This is a genomic window from Pseudomonas sp. 39004, from assembly GCF_028682155.1.
Lineage (GTDB): Bacteria > Pseudomonadota > Gammaproteobacteria > Pseudomonadales > Pseudomonadaceae > Aquipseudomonas > Aquipseudomonas capeferrum.
Genome location: NZ_JANIAG010000019.1, coordinates 24,819 through 45,822 on the forward strand (window position 1 = coordinate 24,819; position 21,004 = coordinate 45,822).

Annotated in this window: 15 protein-coding genes, 1 pseudogene and 1 riboswitch; of the genes and pseudogenes, 7 read left to right on the forward strand and 9 right to left on the reverse strand. The window is 63.6% G+C overall.

Going from position 1 to position 21,004, the window contains the following annotated elements; translation table 11 throughout:
• The first annotated feature begins 27 nt into the window (after positions 1-27).
• Positions 28-2,337 carry a bifunctional acylase PvdQ gene (gene pvdQ / locus NP534_RS05545; protein WP_274098058.1) on the forward strand — a complete coding sequence of 770 codons (2,310 nt, stop codon included), beginning with the start codon at positions 28-30 and terminating at the stop codon, positions 2,335-2,337.
• Between the two features lie 61 nt (positions 2,338-2,398).
• Here the strand turns inward: pvdQ and NP534_RS05550 are convergent, their stop codons facing one another.
• Positions 2,399-3,130, reverse strand: a complete 732-nt coding sequence (locus NP534_RS05550) for a UDP-2,3-diacylglucosamine diphosphatase (protein ID WP_274098059.1) — start codon at positions 3,128-3,130, stop codon at positions 2,399-2,401.
• On the reverse strand, positions 3,127-3,630 hold the full coding sequence (locus NP534_RS05555) for a peptidylprolyl isomerase (protein ID WP_274098060.1): 504 nt from the start codon (positions 3,628-3,630) through the stop codon (positions 3,127-3,129). The genes NP534_RS05550 and NP534_RS05555 overlap by 4 nt, the downstream gene beginning before the upstream one ends.
• Before the next feature lie 247 nt (positions 3,631-3,877).
• Between NP534_RS05555 and NP534_RS05560 the strand changes: the two genes are divergently transcribed.
• Both NP534_RS05560 and cysS read left to right on the forward strand, forming a co-directional pair.
• Positions 3,878-5,581 (forward strand): glutamine--tRNA ligase/YqeY domain fusion protein, encoded by a 1,704-nt coding sequence (locus NP534_RS05560; protein WP_274098061.1) that lies wholly within the window; start codon positions 3,878-3,880, stop codon positions 5,579-5,581.
• A gap of 9 nt (positions 5,582-5,590) precedes the next feature.
• Positions 5,591-6,973 (forward strand): cysteine--tRNA ligase, encoded by a 1,383-nt coding sequence (gene cysS, locus NP534_RS05565; RefSeq protein ID WP_033698271.1) that lies wholly within the window; start codon positions 5,591-5,593, stop codon positions 6,971-6,973.
• A gap of 71 nt (positions 6,974-7,044) precedes the next feature.
• On the opposite strand, the gene NP534_RS05570 is transcribed toward cysS, so the two are convergent.
• Positions 7,045-7,935, reverse strand: a complete 891-nt coding sequence (locus NP534_RS05570; RefSeq protein WP_274098062.1) for an EamA family transporter — start codon at positions 7,933-7,935, stop codon at positions 7,045-7,047.
• Positions 7,936-8,048: 113 nt separating this feature from the next.
• On the opposite strand from NP534_RS05570, the pseudogene NP534_RS05575 reads away from it, so the two are divergent.
• Positions 8,049-8,819 (forward strand): annotated as a pseudogene (locus tag NP534_RS05575) (AraC family transcriptional regulator); the annotation flags it as partial.
• On the opposite strand, the gene NP534_RS05580 reads toward NP534_RS05575, so the two are convergent.
• From NP534_RS05580 to NP534_RS05605, 6 genes are all read right to left on the reverse strand, one after another.
• Positions 8,807-10,198, reverse strand: a complete 1,392-nt coding sequence (locus NP534_RS05580; protein WP_274098063.1) for a sensor histidine kinase — start codon at positions 10,196-10,198, stop codon at positions 8,807-8,809. The pseudogene NP534_RS05575 and the gene NP534_RS05580 overlap by 13 nt on opposite strands.
• Positions 10,176-10,856, reverse strand: coding sequence for a response regulator transcription factor (locus NP534_RS05585; protein ID WP_033698266.1), 681 nt, complete (start codon positions 10,854-10,856; stop codon positions 10,176-10,178). Before NP534_RS05585 ends, NP534_RS05580 begins: the two co-directional genes overlap by 23 nt.
• Positions 10,857-11,014: 158 nt before the next feature.
• A complete protein-coding gene (locus NP534_RS05590) occupies positions 11,015-12,034 on the reverse strand; it encodes a branched-chain amino acid aminotransferase (RefSeq protein ID WP_047583041.1) in 1,020 nt (339 codons plus the stop codon).
• A gap of 136 nt (positions 12,035-12,170) precedes the next feature.
• On the reverse strand, positions 12,171-13,748 hold the full coding sequence (locus NP534_RS05595) for an ATP-binding cassette domain-containing protein (protein WP_274098064.1): 1,578 nt from the start codon (positions 13,746-13,748) through the stop codon (positions 12,171-12,173).
• A 169-nt stretch (positions 13,749-13,917) separates the two neighbouring features.
• Positions 13,918-14,277 (reverse strand): hypothetical protein, encoded by a 360-nt coding sequence (locus NP534_RS05600; RefSeq protein ID WP_274098065.1) that lies wholly within the window; start codon positions 14,275-14,277, stop codon positions 13,918-13,920.
• Entirely contained in the window at positions 14,274-14,651 is a 378-nt protein-coding gene (locus tag NP534_RS05605) for a glyoxalase superfamily protein (RefSeq protein WP_274098066.1), read from the reverse strand. The genes NP534_RS05600 and NP534_RS05605 overlap by 4 nt, the downstream gene beginning before the upstream one ends.
• Positions 14,652-14,762: 111 nt before the next feature.
• Positions 14,763-14,975: riboswitch (cobalamin riboswitch) on the forward strand.
• Between the two features lie 99 nt (positions 14,976-15,074).
• Between NP534_RS05605 and cobW the strand changes: the two genes are divergently transcribed.
• Genes cobW through NP534_RS05620 form a run of 3 tightly spaced genes read left to right on the forward strand, consistent with a single transcriptional unit; the run spans position 15,075 to position 20,913 of the window.
• Complete coding sequence (cobW, locus tag NP534_RS05610) at positions 15,075-16,142, forward strand: cobalamin biosynthesis protein CobW (RefSeq protein ID WP_274098072.1); 1,068 nt, start codon at positions 15,075-15,077, stop codon at positions 16,140-16,142.
• Positions 16,143-16,145: 3 nt separating this feature from the next.
• Positions 16,146-19,907: a cobaltochelatase subunit CobN gene (cobN, locus tag NP534_RS05615; RefSeq protein ID WP_274098067.1), complete on the forward strand. Its 3,762-nt coding sequence runs from the start codon at positions 16,146-16,148 to the stop codon at positions 19,905-19,907.
• Position 19,908: 1 nt separating this feature from the next.
• Positions 19,909-20,913, forward strand: a complete 1,005-nt coding sequence (locus NP534_RS05620) for an ATP-binding protein (protein WP_274098068.1) — start codon at positions 19,909-19,911, stop codon at positions 20,911-20,913.
• Positions 20,914-21,004: the final 91 nt, after the last annotated feature.

Sequence of the window (21,004 nt, forward strand, 5' to 3'; positions counted from 1 at the left end):
GATGACCCCTGAATCCGAGGTGTGCCCGTGTTCTCAATTTCGCGTCCCATGACCCGAGCCAGCTTGGCCGCTGCCCTGGTCGCCTTCAGCATTGCCGCGCAAGCGCAGCCCGCCAGCGCCGATGCCAGCGCGCAGATCCGCCGTACCAGCTTCGGGGTGCCACACATCGTGGCCAAGGATGAGCGCGGCCTGGGGTATGGCATTGGTTATGCTTATGCCCAGGACAACCTGTGCCTGCTGGCCAACGAGGTGCTGACGGTGAGCGGCGAGCGGTCGCGCTATTTTGGTGCCAAGGCCAAGACCTTCGAGCAACGCGACAACTTGGCCAGTGACCTGTTTTTCACCTGGCTCAACACGCCGACTGCCGTGGGTGCGTTTCTAAACGCTCAGCCAGCGCCGGTGCGTGACCTGCTGGACGGCTATGCAGGTGGCTTCAACCGCGCCCTGGCCGAGCGCCGCAGCCAAGGGTTGCCGGCAGAGTGCGGGACTGGGGACTGGGTGCGTCCGATCACCAGCCAGGACTTGATCAAGTTGACCCGCCGGCTGTTGGCTGAAGGGGGTGTCGGCCAGTTCGTCGAGGCGTTGGCAGGGGCGCAGCCTCCTTCGCTGACCAGCCAACGCGCGGCGGCCGGTTTTGCCACGGCGCTGGCTCGGCAGGCGCGTTTCGCTTCGGAACGAGGCAGCAACGCGGTGGCCGTCGGGTCGCAGCGCTCGGCCAACGGCCGTGGCCTGTTGCTGGCCAACCCGCATTTCCCGTGGATGGGCGGTATGCGCTTTTATCAGATGCAACTGACCATACCGGGCCAACTGGACGTGATGGGGGCTGCATTGCCAGGCTTGCCGGTGGTGAACATCGGCTTCAACCGCCACCTGGCCTGGACGCACACGGTCGACACGTCGAACCATTTCACGCTCTACCGTCTTCAGCTCGATCCGAAGGACCCGACCCGCTACCTGCTCGACGGCAAGTCGCTGCCGTTGATGCGCCAAGCTGTCAGCGTCACGGTCAAGGCCGAGGATGGCACCTTGAGCCAGGTCGAACGCCAGGTCTACAGCTCGAAATTCGGGCCCGTGGTGCAGTGGCCAGGGCGCCTGGACTGGGACGCGCAAGCCGCTTACAGCCTGCGCGACGCCAACCTGGACAATACCCGGGTGCTGCAGCAGTGGTACCGCATCAACCGGGCCGACAGCCTGGACGCGCTGAAGGGCTCGGTGGAGCAGTTGCAGGGTATCCCTTGGGTCAACACGCTTGCCGTGGATGAAGACGGCCAAGCGCTTTACCTGAACCAGTCGGTGGTGCCCTATGTCGACCAGCAACTGCTGAGCACCTGCAGCAACCCGAAGGCTTCAGGGCGCCTGGTGGTGCTGGATGGCTCGCGCAGTGGCTGTGCGTGGAAGGTCGATGCGCAGGCCGCGCAGCCCGGGATCTTCCCGGCGCGATTGCTGCCCAGCCTTGAGCGCAAGGACTTTGTGCAGAACTCCAACGACCCCGCCTGGATGGCCAACCCCGCGCAGCCCTTGACCGGTTTTTCACCGCTGGTCAGCCGCAATGACCAGCCGCTGGGCATGCGCGGGCGTTTTGCCCTGAACCGCCTGCAAGGTAGCGCCAAGCTGGGCGTCGACGACCTGCAGCGCATGGTCACGGACGATGAAGTCTACCTCGCAAGCCTGCTGTTGCCGGACCTGCTGGCGTGGTGCAAGGGAGCCGAAGCGGACCTGCAGCCCGTGTGTGACAGCCTGTTGGCCTGGAACGGCAAGGCAGACCTGGACAGCGGCATTGGCCTGGTGCATTTCGAGAACATGTTCAATGCCCTGGCGGCCCACCCTGAAAGCTGGCGGGTGGCCTTCGACCCGGCGGACCCGCAGCATACGCCGCGCGGCCTGGCGGTCGAACAGGCGGCGGTGCGCAAGCTGTTGCGCGAGGCGGCCTTGGCGTCCTTGCAACAGGTGGGTAAAAGCGGAGTAGGGCGCGACAGCCAGTGGGGGCAGGTGCAGCAGGCTCTCGACGGTACGCCTGTACCGGGTGGCCCGCAGGGGCTTGGGGTCTATAACGCGATCCACAGCGTGCCGCATGGGCCGGGCAAGCGCCTGGTGGTCAGTGGTACCAGCTACCTGCAACTGGTCAGCTTCACCGATCAGGGCCCACAGGCTCGGGGGCTGCTGGCGTTCTCCCAGTCGAGCGAGGCGGGTTCGGCGCATGCCCATGACCAGACCAAGGCGTTCTCGGCCAAGCAGTTGGCAGTGATTCCGTTTACCGAGGCGCAGATCAAGGCGGACCCCGAGTATCGTGAATATGTGATCAGTGAGGGGGATAAAGGGGCAGTGGCTCAGCATTGAGCCTCTGTCCGAGGCGGTTGTCGTAGGAGCGGCCTCGCCGGGCGCTCCTACAAGCCGGTTGTCATCCGTTTGCAGAAAACTCGAACGGCGCCAGCTGAAAACCCTGCTCGTCAACCTGCAGGGTCCAACCTCGGCGGTCCCAGTCCCCCAGCACGATGCGCCGTGCGGGCTGGCCGTCCACCACCAGCTTGTGAATCGCCGGCCGGTGGGTATGGCCATGCACCAAAGTCCTGACACCGTGCGCCGCCATCACCTTAGGCACTTCCTCTGGCGTGACGTCGACGATCTCGGTGGCCTTCATGCGCGTCTGCGAGCGGCTTTCGCTGCGCAGCTTGCGCGCCAGCTTGTGCCTCGAAGACAGCGGCAGGTGCCGCAAAATCCACAGGCTCAACGGGTTGCGCAGGTAACGACGCAGCTTCATGTAGGCCAGGTCCCGGGTGCACAGTGTGTCACCGTGCATCAGCAATACCTGCTCACCGCCCAGTTCGATCACGCTCGGGTCGGTCAGCAAGGTGCAGCCGGCGGCATCGCAGAAATCCTGACCAATCAGGAAATCACGGTTGCCGTGCATCAGGTAGATCGCCGTACCGCTGTCGCTCAACTGGCGCATGGCCTGGCAAATCGATTGCTGGAAGGGCGTCATGGCATCGTCGCCGATCCACGCTTCGAAGAAATCGCCAAGGATGTACAGGGCCTTGGCGTGGCGCGCACGGCCGTCGAGCAGATCAAGAAACGCCCGGGTGATATCCGGGCGTTCTTCTTGCAGGTGCAGATCAGAGATCAGCAGTATCACTCAATGATCTCGGCTTTCTCGATGATCACATCTTCTTTCGGCACGTCCTGGTGACCGGATTTGGAGCCGGTGGAAACGGCTTCGATCTTGTCGACGACGTCCTGGCCTTCGGTCACCTTACCGAACACGGCATAGCCCCAACCCTGGACGTTTTTGCCGCTGTGGTTGAGGAAGTCGTTGTCGGAGGCGTTGATGAAGAACTGCGCCGAGGCGGAGTGCGGCTCCATGGTACGGGCCATGGCGATGGTGTACTTGTCGTTCTTCAGGCCGTTGTCGGCTTCGTTCTGGATGCTGGCACGCTTGTCACGCTTCTCGTTCATGCCTGGCTCGAAGCCGCCGCCCTGGATCATGAAGCCCTTGATCACGCGGTGGAACACGGTGTTCGAGTAGTGGCCGGCTTCAACATAGGCCAGGAAGTTGGCAACGGTCAGAGGGGCCTTTTCGGCGTCCAGTTGCAGGACGATGTCGCCGTGGTTGGTGCTCAGTTTGACTTTGGACATGCTGAAATTCGCTCTTACAGGGCATTCGGAAATAGGTTGCGCAGGTTCACGCTCAGTCACCTGACGCTGGATCGGGCTGCCGCGGCACACGTACGCGGTGCCCATTTTGCCGGATCGCGACAATTTGCTGCGATAAATCGCGCCACTTTGTCAGCGCCCGGCTGTCAGCAGCTTGACTGCTTCGGCTATGATAGGCCCTTTGATTCAATCGGCCTACCCAGGCCGGACACGTGCATTCAAGGATCCTATGAGCAAGCCCACTGCCGACAACGCGCCCAACGCCGCTGCCAAAGGCGCCCCCGCTGTCCCTGCGAACTTCCTGCGGCCGATCATCCAGGCCGACCTGGACTCGGGCAAGCACAGCAGCATCGTCACCCGTTTCCCGCCGGAGCCCAACGGCTACCTGCACATCGGTCACGCCAAGTCGATCTGCGTCAACTTTGGCCTGGCCAAGGAATTCGGTGGTGTCTGCCACCTGCGTTTCGATGACACCAACCCGGCCAAGGAAGACCAGGAGTACATCGACGCGATCCAAAGCGACGTCAAGTGGCTGGGCTTCGACTGGGCCGGCGATGTGCGCTACGCCTCCAATTACTTCGACCAGTTGCACGACTGGGCCGTCGAGCTGATCAAGCGTGGCAAGGCCTATGTCTGCGACCTGACCCCTGATCAGGCCAAGGAGTACCGCGGCAACCTCAAGGAACCAGGCAAGAACAGCCCGTTCCGCGAGCGCAGCGTCGAAGACAACCTCGACCTGTTCGCCCGCATGAAGGCCGGCGAGTTCAAGGACGGCGAGCGCGTACTGCGGGCCAAGATCGACATGGCGTCGCCGAACATGAACCTGCGCGATCCGATCCTCTACCGCATCCGTCATGCCCACCACCACCAGACCGGTGACAAGTGGTGCATCTACCCCAACTACGACTTTACCCACGGCCAGTCGGACGCCATCGAGGGTATCACCCACTCGATCTGCACCCTGGAATTCGAAGGGCATCGTCCGCTGTACGACTGGTTCCTGGATAACCTGCCGGTACCGGCGCACCCGCGTCAGTACGAGTTCAGCCGCCTGAACCTGAACTACACCATCACTTCCAAGCGCAAGCTCAAGCAGTTGGTCGACGAGAAACACGTCGATGCCTGGGACGACCCGCGCATGTCGACCTTGTCCGGCTTCCGTCGCCGCGGCTACACGCCGGCGTCGATTCGCAACTTCTGCGAAATGATCGGCACCAACCGTTCCGACGGCGTGGTCGACATGTCGATGCTCGAATTCAGCATCCGTGACGACCTCGACCGCACCGCGCCACGCGCCATGTGCGTGCTGCGCCCGCTGAAAGTGGTCATCACCAACTACCCGGAAGGCCAGGTCGAGCAACTCGAACTGCCGCGCCACCCGAAGGAAGACATGGGTGTGCGGGTACTGCCGTTCGCACGCGAACTGTACATCGACCGCGACGATTTCATGGAAGAGCCGCCGAAGGGTTACAAGCGCCTGGAGCCAGCCGGTGAAGTGCGCCTGCGCGGCAGCTACGTGATCCGCGCCGATGAGGCGATCAAGGATGCCGACGGCAACATCGTCGAGCTGCGCTGCTCGTACGACCCGGACACCTTGGGCAAGAACCCCGAGGGCCGCAAGGTCAAGGGCGTGATCCACTGGGTGCCGGCCGCAGGCAGCGTCGAATGCGAAGTGCGCCTGTACGACCGCCTGTTCCGCTCGCCTAACCCGGAAAAGACCGAGGACGGCGGCAGCTTCCTCGACAACATCAACCCGGATTCGCTGCAAGTGCTGACCGGCTGCCGTGCCGAACCGTCGCTGGGTCGGGCGCAGCCTGAAGACCGCTTCCAGTTCGAGCGCGAAGGCTACTTCTGCGCCGACCTCAAGGACAGCCAGCCGGGCCGCCCGGTGTTCAACCGCACCGTCACCCTGCGTGACTCCTGGGGCAGCTAAGGAACCGTCGTGCTTAACATCTACAACACGCTGAGCAAAACCAAGGAAGCTTTCAAGCCGCTCGATGGCAACAAGGTGCGCATGTACGTCTGCGGCATGACCGTGTACGACTACTGCCACCTTGGCCATGGTCGCAGCATGGTGGCCTTCGACCTGGTCACCCGCTGGCTGCGCAAGAGCGGCTATGAGCTGACCTATGTGCGCAATATCACCGACATCGACGACAAGATCATCAACCGGGCCAACGAGAACGGCGAGACGTTCGATGCGCTGACCGCCCGCATGATCGACGCGATGCACGAAGACGAGCGCCGCCTCAACATTTTGCCGCCGGATCAGGAGCCGCGTGCCACCGACCACATCGCTGGCATGCACGCAATGATCCAGACGCTGATCGACAAAGGTTACGCCTACGCGCCAGGTAACGGCGACGTGTACTACCGGGTAGGCAAATTCGTCGGTTACGGCAAGCTGTCGCGCAAGAAGATCGAAGACTTGCGCATCGGTGCGCGTATCGAGGTCGACGAGGCCAAGCAGGACCCGCTGGACTTCGTGCTGTGGAAGGGCGTCAAGCCGGGCGAGCCAAGCTGGGAATCGCCGTGGGGCCCGGGCCGTCCGGGCTGGCACATCGAGTGCTCGGTGATGTCCACCTGCTGCCTGGGCGAGAGCTTCGACATCCACGGCGGTGGCAGCGACCTGGAGTTCCCGCACCACGAGAACGAGATTGCCCAGAGCGAGGCCGCGACCGGCAAGCAGTACGCCAATGCCTGGATGCACTGCGGCATGATCCGTATCAATGGCGAGAAGATGTCCAAGTCGTTGAACAACTTCTTCACCATCCGCGACGTGCTTGAGAAGTACCATCCGGAGGTGGTGCGTTACCTGCTGGTGGCCAGCCACTACCGCAGTGCCATCAACTACTCCGAGGACAGCCTGCGCGATGCCAAGGGCGCTCTGGAGCGCTTCTACCACGCACTGCGCGGTCTGCCGCGCGTGGCGGCCAAAGGTGGCGAAGCGTTTGTCGAGCGCTTCAGCATGGCGATGAACGACGACTTCGGCACCCCGGAAGCCTGCGCTGTGCTGTTCGACCTGGTGCGCGAGATCAACCGCCTGCGTGACAGCGATCTTGAGGCTGCTGCTGGCCTGGCGGGTCGCCTGCGTGAGCTGGGTGATGTGCTGGGTGTGCTACAGCTGGAGGCTGATGACTTCCTGCGGGCCGGCGCTGAAGGCAAGGTGGATGCTGCTGAGGTTGAAAGCTTGATCCAGGCACGGCTGCAGGCACGGGCTGACAAGAACTGGGCCGAGTCCGACCGTATCCGCGACCAGTTGACCGCCATGGGTGTGGTACTGGAAGACAGCAAAGGCGCAACCACCTGGCGCCTGGCTGACTGATGGCTGCTGTGAAGGGGCTGCCAGGCAGCCCTTTCACGACACCTGGCCCAGGCTTCAAGCCTTGCGGCACACTACGAAACAGCAGAAACCGCTTTTCTTCCCAACACCGCACGCCCTTTCTTCATGCCGACCGCAAGCGCCAACAAGATCAGCGCGATCGATAGCCAGTCCCATCCGCTCGGAACCTGATGCACGATCACGGCCGAGCTGACGATGCCGAACACCGGTATCAGCAACGACAACGGCGCCACCGTCGACACCGGGTATTCGCGCAGCAGGCAGTTCCACCCCCAATAGCAGAAGTGCGTCGCGGCATACACCTGGAACGCGAGTGAACAGGCCAAGACGGCATTCGCTTGTGTGACCAGCGCCACAAACGGGCTCGTGCCGTGCAGCCACCAGGTCAGCAACAGCAAGGGTGCCGGCGCAAAGAGGCTGGCCCACACGACGAAGGCGAATATCTCCCGCACCTTTGACAGCTTGATGATGACATTGCCGATGCTCCAGGCCAGTGCGCTGATCATCACCAGCGTCAAACCGATGGTCGTGGTCTTGCCAGGGCTCGCGGCGAGGATGCCAAGCAAGCCGGTTGCCGCCAGCACGATGCTGATAAGTTGGGGCCAGGCCAGGGGTTCGCGAAACAGCAAACAGCCCCAGGCCAGCGTAAAGAATGCACTGAACTGGATCAGCAACGAGGCGCTGCCTGGCGGCACACCCATGGCAATCCCCAGGTTGATCAAAGCCCACATGGCGACGCCAAAGATCAAGCCATAAGCACCCAGCCAGCCGATCGCGACATTCGGGCGCTTCACGAAAAACACCCACGGTAAGGCGCACAGCGCAAAGCGGATGCCTGAGAGCAGGAGCGGGTCGACGTGGGCCAAGCCCAGTTTGGTAATCGGAAAGTTGATGCCCCATAGCGCAGTAACCAGCACTGCGAGGATCAGGTGTTTTCTACGCATGGTTTGACAGCCTTGTGAAAGTCGCGGCAGGGGGCCTTGACGCATTTGCCAATATGCCGGGGCGTGGTTTGGCCTGCTTTCAATTCAAGGTCAAATACCATTAAAATCAGGCCATGACGCATGCAGATGACACGCTGTACCAAGACACCGCTTGCGATGTGGTGGTGACGAGGAGGGCCTTTGCCGATGGCGAGCTGTTCCCGATGCACAGCCACAGGCGCGGCCAGTTTGCCTACGCCGCCTGCGGCGTGATCACGGTAGCGACCGCTTCGGGCACCTGGGCAGTACCGCCATTGCGGGCCATCTGGGTGCCTGCCGAGCTTGCGCACGCCATGCACATGCGCGGCCCCGTCACCATGCTCAACGCCTATATTTGCCCCCAGGCAGCCCAGCGGGTGGGCCTGCCTGAGCATTGCCAGGTCTTTGCCGTTTCGCCCCTGGTGCGCGAGTTGCTTGAGAAGGCCATTGACGTGCCCGCCCAGTATCCCGCGCAGGGGCGCGATGCCTGTTTGATGGGGCTGCTGCTTCATGAGGTCGCTGGCATGCCGGGTTTGTCGCTCAATGCCCCAATGCCCGAGGAGCCACGCCTTGCACGTGCTTGCAGGGCGTTTCTGGCGGAGCCCTCGTTGCAAACAGGCATCGACGGGATGGCGGAGCGCGCCAGCATGAGCAGGCGCACCTTCACCCGCCAGTTTCGCCTGCACACCGGGATCAGTTTTAACGAATGGCGCCAGCAGGCATGCTTGCTGGCAGCCGTGGTCCGACTGGGGAATGGGGAGCCCGTTACGCGCGTTGCGACAGCGCTTGGGTACAGCAGCCCAAGCGCTTTCGCGACGGTGTTCAAGCGTTTGCTCGGTGCTGCTCCCAGCCGCTACTTCGCCGATCCCGCCAATGGGCAATGCAGCACCAGCTTGGCCCCGCCCAGTTCGCTGGAGCCGATTTCCAATCCGAACCCATGCAGGTCTACGATCGCCGCCACGATCGACAAGCCCAGCCCGAAGCCCGGGTGACGGTGGCCTTCTTCGCTGCGATAGAAGCGCTTCAGCACAGCGGTGCGCTCTTCTTCCGGAATGCCCGGCCCAGTGTCCTCGATGGCGATATGCAGGCCCCGTTCATCCTGCGTCGCCGAAACCCGCACGCAGCCGCCCTCAGGCGTGAACTTGATGCCGTTGCCCACCAGGTTGGCCAGCGCCTCGAACAACAATTCGCGGTCACCGTGCAGCGCCGGTAACTGTTCGGGCTGGTCCAATTCAAGCCGAATAGCGCCATCTTCGGCCAATGGCAGGTAGAAGTCGTGCAGTTCCACCAGCAGCCCATGCGGGTCGAGCTGAACGAAGCCGGCACGGCGCTGACGGTCTTCCAGTTCGCTGATACGCAGCAAGCCGCGAAAGCGTGCCATCAGTGTGTCGGTTTCACCTATCGCCTGGTCGAGTGCCTCGGCCTGCGCCGAATCGCTGTCGCTCTGCTGGCGAATGCGGTACAGCTGGGCGCGCAGGCGGGTCAATGGCGTGCGCAGGTCATGGGCGATGTTGTCGCACACGCCCTTGACCTCATGCATCAACCGCTCGATGCGGTCGAGCATGGCGTTGACGATGGCGGCCAGCATGTCCAGCTCGTCGCGCCGGGCCGACAGCGGCAGGCGGTGGGTGAGGTCGCCTGCCACGATCAGCTCGGCCTGGGCCTGAATGGCGCGGATGCGCTTGAGCGGCCTGCGCCGCAGCAGGTACCAGCCGGCAAAGCCTGGGATCAGGGTCAGAGAAATACCCCAGAGCAGGGCATGCAGGATGATCCGGGTGACCACGAACAACGAGCCGTTGTCGCGCACCAGCACCAGCCAGCGGCCATCCTGCACCTTGATCGCCACGGCATCGCAGCTGTCGCGTGGCATGTGCGGGTCGTCGGCGTCCAGGCAGCGTTTGAGCTCATGAACCTTGCCGTCCAGGCCAAGCTCGGAGGGCAGGGTGCGAATACGCCCGCCGAGCGGGTTGAGTTGGGCATCGAACAGGCCGTAGGCGTCGAAGCTGCGTTCTTCGAAGGCCTGGCTGGCAATCAGCGCGTCGTCCAGTTGCTTGCCGCTCATGTGTGCGAACAGGTGCTGGCGCTGCAGCATGGAATGACGGGTGAGTTTGTTCAGGTAGCTGGACACCTCGAAGTACAGCACCCCCATGAGGATGCTGCTCCAGGCCACGAACAGAAAGCTGTACAGCGCCAGCAGGCGGCTGGTCGAGGAACTCCAGCCCTTAGACGGGTTCAGCAATGGCATAGCCCGAGCCCCGTACGGTACGGATCAGCGGCGATTGGCCGGGAGAGTCGATCTTCTTGCGCAGGCGGCCAATGTGGACATCGATCAGGTTGGTGCCGGGGTCGAAGTGATAACCCCAGACCTCCTCGAAGATCATCATCCGGGTGATGACCTGGCCACTGTGGCGCATCAGGTATTCCAGCAGCTTGTATTCGGTGGGCAGCAGGTTGAGGGTGTGCTCGCCGCGCCGCGCTTCGTGGCTGATCAGGTCCAGTTGCAAGTCGGCGACCTGCAGGCGGGTCTGGGTCATGGGCACGCTGTTGCGGCGCAATAGCACCTCGACACGGGCAGCCATTTCGTCCGAGGCAAAGGGCTTGGTCAGGTAGTCATCACCCCCGGCACGCAGGCCGCGCACCCGTTCGTCGACGTCAGACAGGGCGCTGATCATCAGGATCGGTGTGGCGATCTTCAGGCTGCGCAGGGTGGTGACGATGGTCAGGCCATCGACTTCGGGCAGCATGCGGTCCAGGGTAATCAGGTCGTAGCCACCGGCAATCGCCTTGGCCAGGCCTTCCCGGCCATTATCGGCCCAATCCACGTCCAGGCCGTGGCTGGAGAGTTCGGCGACGATTTCCTGGCCGGTGACGGCGTCGTCTTCGATGGTCAGTACGCGTGGCATGCTGGTTCCTGGGCGGCGAATAGAGGCTTGATTGTGCCAAAGAATAGACAAACGGCGATTTAAGAAAAATTCATCTGGCAAAGCACGGTCGACCAAGCGGCCAAAAAAAAGGGCATGCCATTGCCTGGCATGCCCCGTTTTCAGGCTGTCGCAGCGCCTCAGGCGACCTTGACGATCCAGCCTGCCGGTGCTTCGACGTCACCGCTCTGGATGCCGGTCAGCTCGTTGTAAAGCTTCTGGGTGACCGGGCCGACTTTCTCCAGGTCGTGGAACACGTGCAGCTTGCCGTTGTACTCGATGCCACCGATCGGGGTGATCACCGCGGCGGTACCGCAAGCGCCGGCTTCGATGAAGCGGTCGAGGTTGTTGATCTCGACATCGCCTTCGATCACTTTCAGGCCCAGGCGCGAGGACGCCAGTTCCATCAGCGACAGGCGGGTAATGCCTGGCAGCACGGAGGCCGATTTCGGCGTGATGAACTCGTTGTTGGCGGTGATGCCGAAGAAGTTGGCCGAACCGACTTCCTCGATCTTGGTGTGAGTCAGCGGATCGAGGTAGATGGCATCTGCGAAGTTGGCCTTCTTGGCTTCAGCGCCCGGCTGCAGACTGGCGGCATAGTTGCCACCGACCTTGGCTGCGCCGGTGCCTTGCGGGGCGGCGCGGTCGAAGCTGGAGATCTGGAAGTTGTGCGGCTTCATGCCGCCCTTGAAGTACGAACCCACTGGGATGGCGAAGACCGAGAAGATGAACTCGGGCGCGGTACGCACGCCGATGTTGTCACCGGTGCCGATGACGAACGGGCGCAGGTACAGGGCGCCTTTGCCATGTGGCGGCACGAAGCGCTCGTTGGCCTTGACCACTTGCTTGCAGGCCTCGATGAACACATCGGTCGGCACGTGCGGCATCAGCAGGCGAGCGCAGCTGCGCTGCATGCGCGCGGCGTTCTGGTCTGGGCGGAACAGGTTGATCGAGCCGTCCTTGCAGCGGTAGGCCTTGAGGCCTTCGAAGCACTGCTGGCCGTAGTGCAGGGCAGTGGAGCCTTCACTGATGTGCAGTACGTTGTCTTCGGTCAGGGTGCCCTTGTCCCACTCGCCATTGCGCCATACGGACAGGTAGCGCTTGTCGGTCTTGATGTAGTCGAAGCCCAGCTTGTCCCAATTAATGCTCTCGTTACTCATGACACCCTCGATTGTCTTGCAGATGCCCGATTGCTCGGGCTGCTGTTATATGCGCACCACGCCACGATAATACATCCGTCGCGGATCGGGAACGGCCAGTCACGAATTGCTGGCCGCTGATGCGGGGTTGCTGGCTCTAAAGCTGCCAGTAATCATCCAGCGCGAGCCGTTCGAGCAGTACTGCATCATGGGAAACCACCACCAGCGCCCCCTGAAAACCCCGAAGCATGCATTCCAACGCCTCCAGTGACGGAAGGTCCAGGTGGTTGCTGGGCTCATCCAGCAACAGCAGGTCTAGCGGCCGCGCGCGGTACAGCACAGCGGCCAGTGAGGCCTTCAGCCGTTCACCGCCACTGAGCAGGGCGCTGGGCAGCTCGATGCGTCCCGCATCGAGGCCCAGTTGCGCCAGCCGACAACGCAAATCACTCTGTGCCAGCGTCGGGTTGGCCTGTCGCAAGTGGTCGAGCACGGTGGTTTGCCCCGGTAGCACGCTGCAGTGCTGGTCGAGTAAAGCCACTTCGCCGCTCACGTGGACGGTGTCGGACGGCACGGCTAGCGTGCCGTTGAGCACTTGCAGCAGGGTGGACTTGCCAGTGCCGTTGGCGCCGACCAGGCCTACACGCTGGCCCAGACACAGCCGCAGGCACAAGTGTTTGCGGTTGCCGTGCGGCAGGCGCAGCTGATGCACCGCCAGTACTTCCCTGCCTGGGTGGCGTTGAGGCGTCGGTGTGTGCAGGATGATGGTGCTGCTCTGTTCAACCTCGCAGGCTGCATCACGGACTTGGCCCTGCAGGGCCTGCAAGGCATCCCGATGGTCGCGTCGTTGTTTGCCAGCCGTGGCCTGGCTGCGCTCATGCTGGCGATCCAGCAGAATTTTCGCCTGGTTTGCATGCTTGGCCTGCCGCCCGGCACGCGCCTGGTGGCGCTCAAGGTCTTCGCGCTGGCGCTGTAACTGGTGGGCGTGACGTTTGCGCTCCAGTTTGAGCCGCGCAAGTTGCTGCTGGGCCACTTCTGTCTGCTTGGCTTTTTGCGTGACATAAAGGTTGAAATTGCCTCCAAATGCCTGCAAGCCGAGGCTGGACAGCTCGACGATACGCGCCATGTGCTGAAGCAGGCCGCGGTCATGGCTGATAACCAGCAAGCCGCGGTCCCAAGCCTGGATCATGCTCAGCAACTGTGCGCGGGCTTCGGTGTCCAGATGATTGCTCGGTTCGTCGAGAATCAAATAGTCGGCGTCGCTGAGCCAGGCACCGATCAAGGCCACGCGCATGGCCTGGCCACCGCTGAGGCTGCGGGCAGGTTGGCGCCAGTCGAGTTGGCCAAGGCCCTGTCGGTCAAGGTGCACCTGGAGTTGCTCGCGAATATCCCAGCGTTCACCCACCGTGTCGTAATCGACGGGGTCGACGCTGCCTTGTTCAATACGCTTCAACGCCGCGATCACCGTGCCTGCCTGGGCAAGGTCGGCTACCGTGGCGCTTTGCTGGATGACCTGTTGATGCAGGTGGTGAATGCGACCCTGGCGAAGGCAGCGCCCGCTTGTGGGTTCGCGCTGACCTGCCAGTAACTGTCCGAGCAGGCTTTTACCCACGCCATTGCGCCCAACCAGCCCCGTACGGCGCTGATCGAACGATTCGTTGAGATTGGAAAACAGCAGCCTGCCATCAGGCAAAGCCAAGGAGACGCTATCCAGCGTCAGGATCGACGTATTCGTCATGCACAACTCCACTCAATGCCGCGACATCTCCGGAGCAAACCGGAGGCTGAAGGCTGGCCGTCGAAAAGACGGCGGCATCAATGGCGCATTGGACGAACACCTCGCAGGAATGGAAGACGGATCGTATCGAACCGGTGAAGGCAGGTAAAGCGCCGTCCGCCGATAGGCCTCAGTGCACTTGCAGGCGCTTGTTCCAGTCACCGTTGTGGCTGCGGCTACAGGCCTCTTCACTGTCAAAACGCACATGCCAGGCCGGATGATCCAAGCGTATCCCTACTTCATCCAGCGCCTGACAGGTCAGCGCCAGCATGCGCGCCTTGGCCACCCCAGCCAGCGCTGCAGCTTTGTCTGCCTCGCGCTGGAAAACCCAGGTGATGCGCAAGCTTGCGGGAAAGTTGTCGGGGTCGAGGCGGTGGGTGAGCCAGGTGAACCCGACGATTTCTGCCTTGGCCGTTTCGCAGGCCTCCGTCAGGCAAACTACCAGTTCACGCTCCACGCGTGCCACCTCGCGCTTACCCATAGCCTTCATTGGGCGGCCTCATTATCTATTTGCTGGCAAAAACGCAGGCGGTTGCCGAACGGGTCGTACACCTGCATCTGCAGGCCCCAGTCCAGCCTTTCGGCCTCAGGGCGGGCGTAGCCGTAGCGTTTGGCCTGCAGTTCGCCTTCGAGGGCGCGCAGGTCGTCAATACGGGCAAATACGGTTGAACCAGGGGTAGCGTCTCCATGGTGCTCGGTCAGGTGCAGTATCAGCCCGTCGCGATGAATTTGCGCGTACAGGGGCAAGTCCGGGCTGAAGCGGTGCTCCCAGTCGAGGCTGAAACCGAGAAAATCGAGGTAGAACTCTTTGGCCTTGTCGACCGAAAAAATACGCAGTACCGGGATGGCGGGGGCGAGCGGCATAAGGCGTCCTTGACCGTTGGCAAAGGTGCCACTGTAGCGCAGTTATGCAGTTGCCTGCGCGTCTCTGGCTGCCGGGCCTACGGCAATGGTTGACCACCTGCCGGCCACTGCGTAGCCTTGCCAGTTCGAGGTTCTTCGGCCAGGCCGAAGCTAAGACGGGAACGCGGTACATGCCGCGGCTGCCCCCGCAACTGTAAGCACCGACAAAGGATCGACACAGCCACTGCGCAAGCGCGCGGGAAGGCGTCATCCGGCCCGCCTTGCTCTTTACCGAGCAGCAGGCATGGTGCGAGCCAGGAGACCTGCCTCGAAGCGCTTTCGACTTTCAACCGGGCGGGGTGATCCGGTGGCGAACAAGCCCGGCCGACCTGGCCCGTGGCTGTCGTCCTGCATGCCCGCGCCATCTGCCAAGGGCACCGCGACATGAAAACACTGGCCAAACTCCCCGTCACCATCGTTACCGGCTTCCTCGGCTCGGGCAAGACCACCTTGCTGCGCCATATGCTCGACAACGCCCAGGGCCGCCGTATCGCGGTGATCGTCAACGAATTCGGCGAGCTGGGCATCGACGGCGAAATTCTCAAGCAGTGCAGCATCGGCTGCACCGAAGAAGAAGCCAGCGGCCGCGTTTACGAATTGGCCAATGGCTGCCTGTGCTGTACCGTACAGGAAGAATTCTTCCCGGTAATGCGCGAATTGGTCGCGCGCCGTGGTGACCTCGACCACATCCTCATCGAAACCAGTGGCCTGGCTTTGCCCAAGCCGTTGGTACAGGCCTTCCAGTGGCCGGAAATCCGCAACGCCTGCACCGTCGACGCGGTGATCACCGTGGTCGACAGCCCGGCCGTGGCGGCCGGTACCTTTGCCGCCTACCCGGACCAGGTGGATGCACAGCGCAAACTCGACCCTAACCTGGACCACGAGTCGCCGCTGCACGAACTGTTCGCCGACCAGTTGGCCAGTGCCGACCTGGTGGTGCTGAACAAGGCCGACCTGATCGACGCCGAAGGCCTGGCCAAGGTCCGCGCCGAAGTGGCTGAAGAGCTGCCGCCCGCCGTCAAGGTGGTCGAGGCCAGCAGCGGTCGCCTGCCGCTGGAAGTGCTGCTGGGGGTGGGCGCCGAGTCCGAGGCGCACATCGATGGCCGCCGTACTCACCATGATTCGCACCACGATGGCGACGACCACGACGATCATGACCACGACGCCTTCGATTCGATCTCCATCGACCTGCCCGAGGCTGACGAAAGCCTGTTGCTCGATGCCCTGACCCAACTGGTGGTCGAGTTCGGCATTCTCCGCGCCAAAGGCTTTGCCGCCATCCCGGGCAAGCCAATGCGCCTGCTGGTGCAGGGCGTGGGTACCCGTTTCGACAAGCACTTCGACCGCGCTTGGCGCGCCGACGAGCCGCGTATTACGCGCTTGGTACTGATCGGTCAAGAGCTTGACGCTGCGCAACTCGAAGCGCGTCTGCGCCAAGCACTGGGCGCCTGACCCATGCACCTGCTGCGGACCCAGCCCGGCGGCTTCGTGCCGGATGACAGCATCGCCGACCTCGGCCAGAGCCCCGCCGATCTGGTGATCCTCTGCAGCGGTGATTCACACCTGGCATTGCTCGCCGACACGGCCGAGCAATTGCCTGACGACTTCCCCAGTTTGCGCCTGGCCAACCCGATGCAGGTGCAGAACCATGCCTCGGTCGACCTGTATGTCGACCAGGTGCTGCGCCATGCCAAGGTCATCCTCGTGTCGCTGCACGGTGGCGTTGGCTACTGGCGCTATGGCGTAGAGCAACTGGTCGCACTGGCGGCCCAGGGCGTGCAACTGATCCTGGTGCCGGGCGACGACCGCCCGGACCCGGAGCTGACCGGCCTGGGCACGGTGACCGGCGAGCAGGCCGAGCGCCTCTGGCACTACCTGCGCCAGGGCGGCAAGGCCAACGCCATCAACCTCTTCAACTGCCTGGCCAACCAGTGGCTGGGCCGCGATTATGGCTGGGACGAGCCGCAGCCCTTGCCGCGCACCTCGGTGTACCACCCGGCCAAGGGCAGTGCAGCGCTTGAAGACTGGTATGCGCAGTGGCACCCGGAACACCCGGTGGCACCGCTGCTGTTCTACCGCTCTCACCTGCAGGCGGCCAATACCGCATTCATCGACGTATTCTGCGAGCGCTTGCTGGCGGCCGGGGTCAACCCTTTGCCGATCGCCGTCGCCAGCCTCAAGGAAATCGCCTGCCTGGAACAGGTCGAAGCCTGGCTGGACGAGGTCGGTGCCGAGGTGTTGATCAATACCACGGGGTTTGCCTTGTCCAGCCCTGAGCGCCCCAACCTGCGCCCGTTCCGCCGCGATATCCCGGTACTGCAGGCTATTTGCGCGCAAGACAACCAACCCGCCTGGGAAACCAGCGAGCAAGGCCTGGGCGCGCGCGACCTGGCCATGCACATTGCCTTGCCGGAGCTGGACGGGCGCATCATCACGCGCCCGGTCAGCTTCAAGGACATGGCCTGGCGCAGCGAGCGCAGCCAGTCCGACGTGGTCTGCTACCGCGCCCATCCCGAGCGCATGGACTTCGTCGCTGAACTGGCCCGGCGCTGGGTAGCGCTGGCCCGCTTGCCCAATGGCCAGAAGCGCGTGGCCCTGGTGCTGGCCAACTACCCGACCCGCGACGGCCGCATCGGCAACGGTGTGGGGCTGGACACGCCGGCGGCTGCGTTGAACATCCTCAAGGCGCTGCAGGGCGAAGGGTATCCGCTGGCCGACCTGCCGGGCACGGGCACCCAATTGATCCACCAGTTGCTGGGCGGCGTGACCAACGACCTCGACCATCTGGACCAGCGCCCCTGCGCGCAGAGCCTGAGCCTGGATGACTATCAGGCAGCGTTTTCCCGCCTGCCGGAGGCCAATCGCCAAGCGGTGCTGGAGCGTTGGGGCGCGCCGGAACACGACCCCATGTACCGCAGTGGGCGGCTGATGGTGGCAGGCCTGCGCTTCGGCCAGACCTTCGTCGGTATCCAGCCGGCACGCGGCTACCAGGTTGATCAAAGTGCGGTGTACCACGACCCCGATCTGGTGCCGCCACACGGGTACCTGGCGTTTCATTTCTGGCTGCGCCATGCCTTTGCTGCCGATGCGGTCATTCATGTTGGCAAGCACGGCAATCTGGAGTGGCTGCCCGGCAAAGGGGTCGGCCTGTCGGCGCAATGCTGGCCAGACGCGCTGCTTGGCCCGTTGCCGAACATCTACCCGTTCATCGTCAACGACCCCGGGGAGGGCGCGCAGGCCAAGCGCCGCACCCAGGCGGTCATCATCGATCACCTGATGCCGCCGTTGACGCGCGCCGAAACCTACGGCCCGCTGCGTCACCTGGAGCAACTGGCCGACGAATTCTATGAGGCGCAGTTGCTCGACCCGCGGCGGGCCCGCGAGCTGCAGCGCGACATCCTGGAACTGGTCAAGGCCAACCACATCGATCGCGAACTGCAACTGGAAGGCCAGCTGGACGATGCCGCCGTATGGCTGCCGCGCCTGGACACTTACCTGTGCGACCTCAAGGAATCGCAGATCCGCGATGGTTTGCATGTGTTTGGCCAGTCACCTGAAGGTAGGCTGCGCCTGGACACCTTGCTGGCGTTGCTGCGCGTGGAGCGCGGCGACGGCCGGGGTGGCAATGCCAGCCTGTTGCGCACACTGGCCAAGGCCCTGGTGCCCGGCTTCGACCCACTCGATTGTGACCTCGGACAGCCTTGGCAGGGCCTGTGCCCAGCGCTTTTGCAGGCAGTGAGCGACGCGCCATGGCGCACCTGCGGTGATACCCGTGAGCGCCTTGAACTGCTGGCCCTGCAGGTGATTGAGCAGGCACTGGACGGAGCTTCGGCACTGCCTGCAGTGAGCGAATGGCAACCGGTGCACGAAGTGGTGCAAGCGCTGTGTGCAACGGTGGCGCCGAGCCTGGATGCCTGTGGCGCGGCAGAAATCGACGGCCTGCTGGCGGCCCTGGCTGGCCGCTTCGTCCCGGCGGGCCCCAGTGGCGCGCCAAGCCGCGGGCGCCTGGACGTGCTGCCCACCGGTCGCAACTTCTATACCGTGGATGTGCGTAACCTGCCCACCACCACGGCCTGGCGCCTGGGTTTCGCGTCGGCAAACCTGATTCTCGAACGCCACTTGCAGGACCACGGCGACCACCTGCGCCAATTGGGCCTGTCGGTATGGGGCACAGCGACCATGCGCACCGGCGGTGACGACATCGCCCAGGCCATGGCCTTGATGGGGGTGCGCCCGGTCTGGGCCACCGGCAGCCAGCGGGTCGACGATTTCGAAATCCTGCCGCTGGGTGTGCTTGATCGCCCGCGGGTGGATGTGACCTTGCGCGTCTCGGGTTTTTTCCGCGATGCCTTCGGCAACCTGATTCGCCTGTTCGATGCCGCCGTTCAGGCTGTAGCGGCGCTGGATGAGCCCGATGACCTCAACCCGCTGGCAGCACGGGTGCGCAACGAGCGCGAAACGCTGCAGGCACAGGGCGTCGACGCTGAGCAGGCGGCCCGCCAGGCTGGCTGGCGGGTGTTCGGGGCCAAGCCCGGTGCCTATGGCGCTGGCGTGCAGAACGCCATCGAGGGCCGTTTGTGGCACAGCCGTGACGACCTGGCCGAGGTCTACCTCAACCACGGCGGCTACGCTTACGGCACAAGCGACGAGGGCACCCCGGCCCGCGCCCAGTTCGCGCACCGCCTGGGCCAGGTCCAGGCGGTACTGCAGAACCAGGACAACCACGAGCACGACGTGCTCGATTCCAACGATTACTACCAGTTCCAAGGTGGCATGCTGGCCGCCTCTGAAACCTTGTCTGGCGCGTCGGTAGCCAGTTATCACGGCGACCACAGCCAGGTCGATCGGCCGCGTATCCGCACCCTCAAGGAAGAGCTGAACCGGGTCATCCGGGCCCGTGCGCTCAACCCGAAGTGGATCGACGGAGTGAAGCGCCATGGTTACAAAGGCGCCTTCGAGATGGCGGCGACAGTCGACAACCTGTTCGCCTTCGACGCTACCACGCACCTGATCGACGACCATCATTATCAGTCCCTGGCCGATGCCTACGTGCTCGACCCGGCGACCCGCGACTTCATGCGCGAGCACAACCCCGAGGCCCTGCGCGACCTTACCGAGCGTTTGCTGGAGGCCCAGCAACGCGGCCTCTGGGAGGCGCCTGGCGATTACCGCGAAGCCCTTGAGGAGCAGTTGCTCGACGGCGAGGAACAGGCTTGAAATGAGTGAACCCGTACAATTTCCGCTGGCTGCAGTGGTCGGTGCCGATGAGCTGAAACTGGCCCTGTGCCTGACCGCCATCGACCCGAAGATCGGTGGCGTGCTGATCGAAGGCCCGCGCGGCATGGCCAAAAGCACCTTGGCCCGCGGCCTTGCCGACCTGCTCGGCGAAGGCCCGTTCGTCACGCTGCCATTGGGCGCCAGCGAAGAGCGCCTGGTCGGCACCCTCGACCTGGACGCTGCACTGGGGCAGGGCAAGGCACAGTTTTCGCCAGGCGTGTTGGCCCAGGCCGATGGCGGTGTGCTGTACGTGGACGAGGTCAACCTGCTGCCCGATACCTTGGTCGACCTGTTGCTCGACGTGGCAGCCAGCGGCACCAACCGCATCGAGCGCGACGGCATCTCGCACCGGCATAGCGCCCGCTTTGTGCTGATTGGCACCATGAACCCGGAAGAAGGCGAGTTGCGCCCGCAGTTGCTCGACCGTTTTGGCTTGAATGTGGCACTAGAAGGTTTACCAGAACCGCACGCACGCCAGCAGATCATCCGTCGCCGCCTGGCGTTCGACAGCGACCCGCAGGCCTTTTGCGCGCAATGGGCGGCCGCCCAGGCGCAACTGCGTGAGCGTTGCCAGAAAGCGCGCCACGCCCTTGCCCTGATTGCCTTGGACGATCAGGCCCTGGCCTGGATCACCGAGCGCTGTTATGCCGCCGGGGTCGATGGCCTGCGTGCCGACCTGGTCTGGCTGCGCGCTGCACGGGCGCACTGCGCCTGGCGCGGGGGCGCGGCCATAGAGGAAGCCGATGTCGACGCGGTGGCCGAGTTCGCCCTGCGCCATCGCCGCCGGGTGACGCCGCAGCAACAACAGCCGCCTTCGACACCGCCCGAGGCAGGCCGGCAGGGCGCAGACAATCAAGGCGGGCAGGGTGATTGGGGTGCGCTGCCACCTCAACCGGTAGTGAGTGGCGCGCGTCGCGAGGTGCCGAACTGGGCAAAAAAGCCCTGAGCATCCGCCCGCGGCAGGTTCAAGGGGCGGATGCCAGACCACGCGTGGGCAAGCTGGCAGGCGCCAGCCGTGGTCGAGCGCGCAGTGCCGC

What these genes read in the sequence shown, in the direction of transcription:
- NP534_RS05555 (WP_274098060.1), bottom strand. Translation starts at nt 3,630, where the DNA reads ATGTCCAAAGTCAAACTGAGCACCAACCACGGCGACATCGTCCTGCAA.
- NP534_RS05560 (WP_274098061.1), top strand. Translation starts at nt 3,878, where the DNA reads ATGAGCAAGCCCACTGCCGACAACGCGCCCAACGCCGCTGCCAAAGGC.
- NP534_RS05570 (WP_274098062.1), bottom strand. Translation starts at nt 7,935, where the DNA reads ATGCGTAGAAAACACCTGATCCTCGCAGTGCTGGTTACTGCGCTATGG.
- NP534_RS05580 (WP_274098063.1), bottom strand. Translation starts at nt 10,198, where the DNA reads ATGCCATTGCTGAACCCGTCTAAGGGCTGGAGTTCCTCGACCAGCCGC.
- NP534_RS05585 (WP_033698266.1), bottom strand. Translation starts at nt 10,856, where the DNA reads ATGCCACGCGTACTGACCATCGAAGACGACGCCGTCACCGGCCAGGAA.
- NP534_RS05590 (WP_047583041.1), bottom strand. Translation starts at nt 12,034, where the DNA reads ATGAGTAACGAGAGCATTAATTGGGACAAGCTGGGCTTCGACTACATC.
- NP534_RS05595 (WP_274098064.1), bottom strand. Translation starts at nt 13,748, where the DNA reads ATGACGAATACGTCGATCCTGACGCTGGATAGCGTCTCCTTGGCTTTG.
- NP534_RS05600 (WP_274098065.1), bottom strand. Translation starts at nt 14,277, where the DNA reads ATGAAGGCTATGGGTAAGCGCGAGGTGGCACGCGTGGAGCGTGAACTG.
- NP534_RS05605 (WP_274098066.1), bottom strand. Translation starts at nt 14,651, where the DNA reads ATGCCGCTCGCCCCCGCCATCCCGGTACTGCGTATTTTTTCGGTCGAC.
- cobW (WP_274098072.1), top strand. Translation starts at nt 15,075, where the DNA reads ATGAAAACACTGGCCAAACTCCCCGTCACCATCGTTACCGGCTTCCTC.
- cobN (WP_274098067.1), top strand. Translation starts at nt 16,146, where the DNA reads ATGCACCTGCTGCGGACCCAGCCCGGCGGCTTCGTGCCGGATGACAGC.
- NP534_RS05620 (WP_274098068.1), top strand. Translation starts at nt 19,909, where the DNA reads ATGAGTGAACCCGTACAATTTCCGCTGGCTGCAGTGGTCGGTGCCGAT.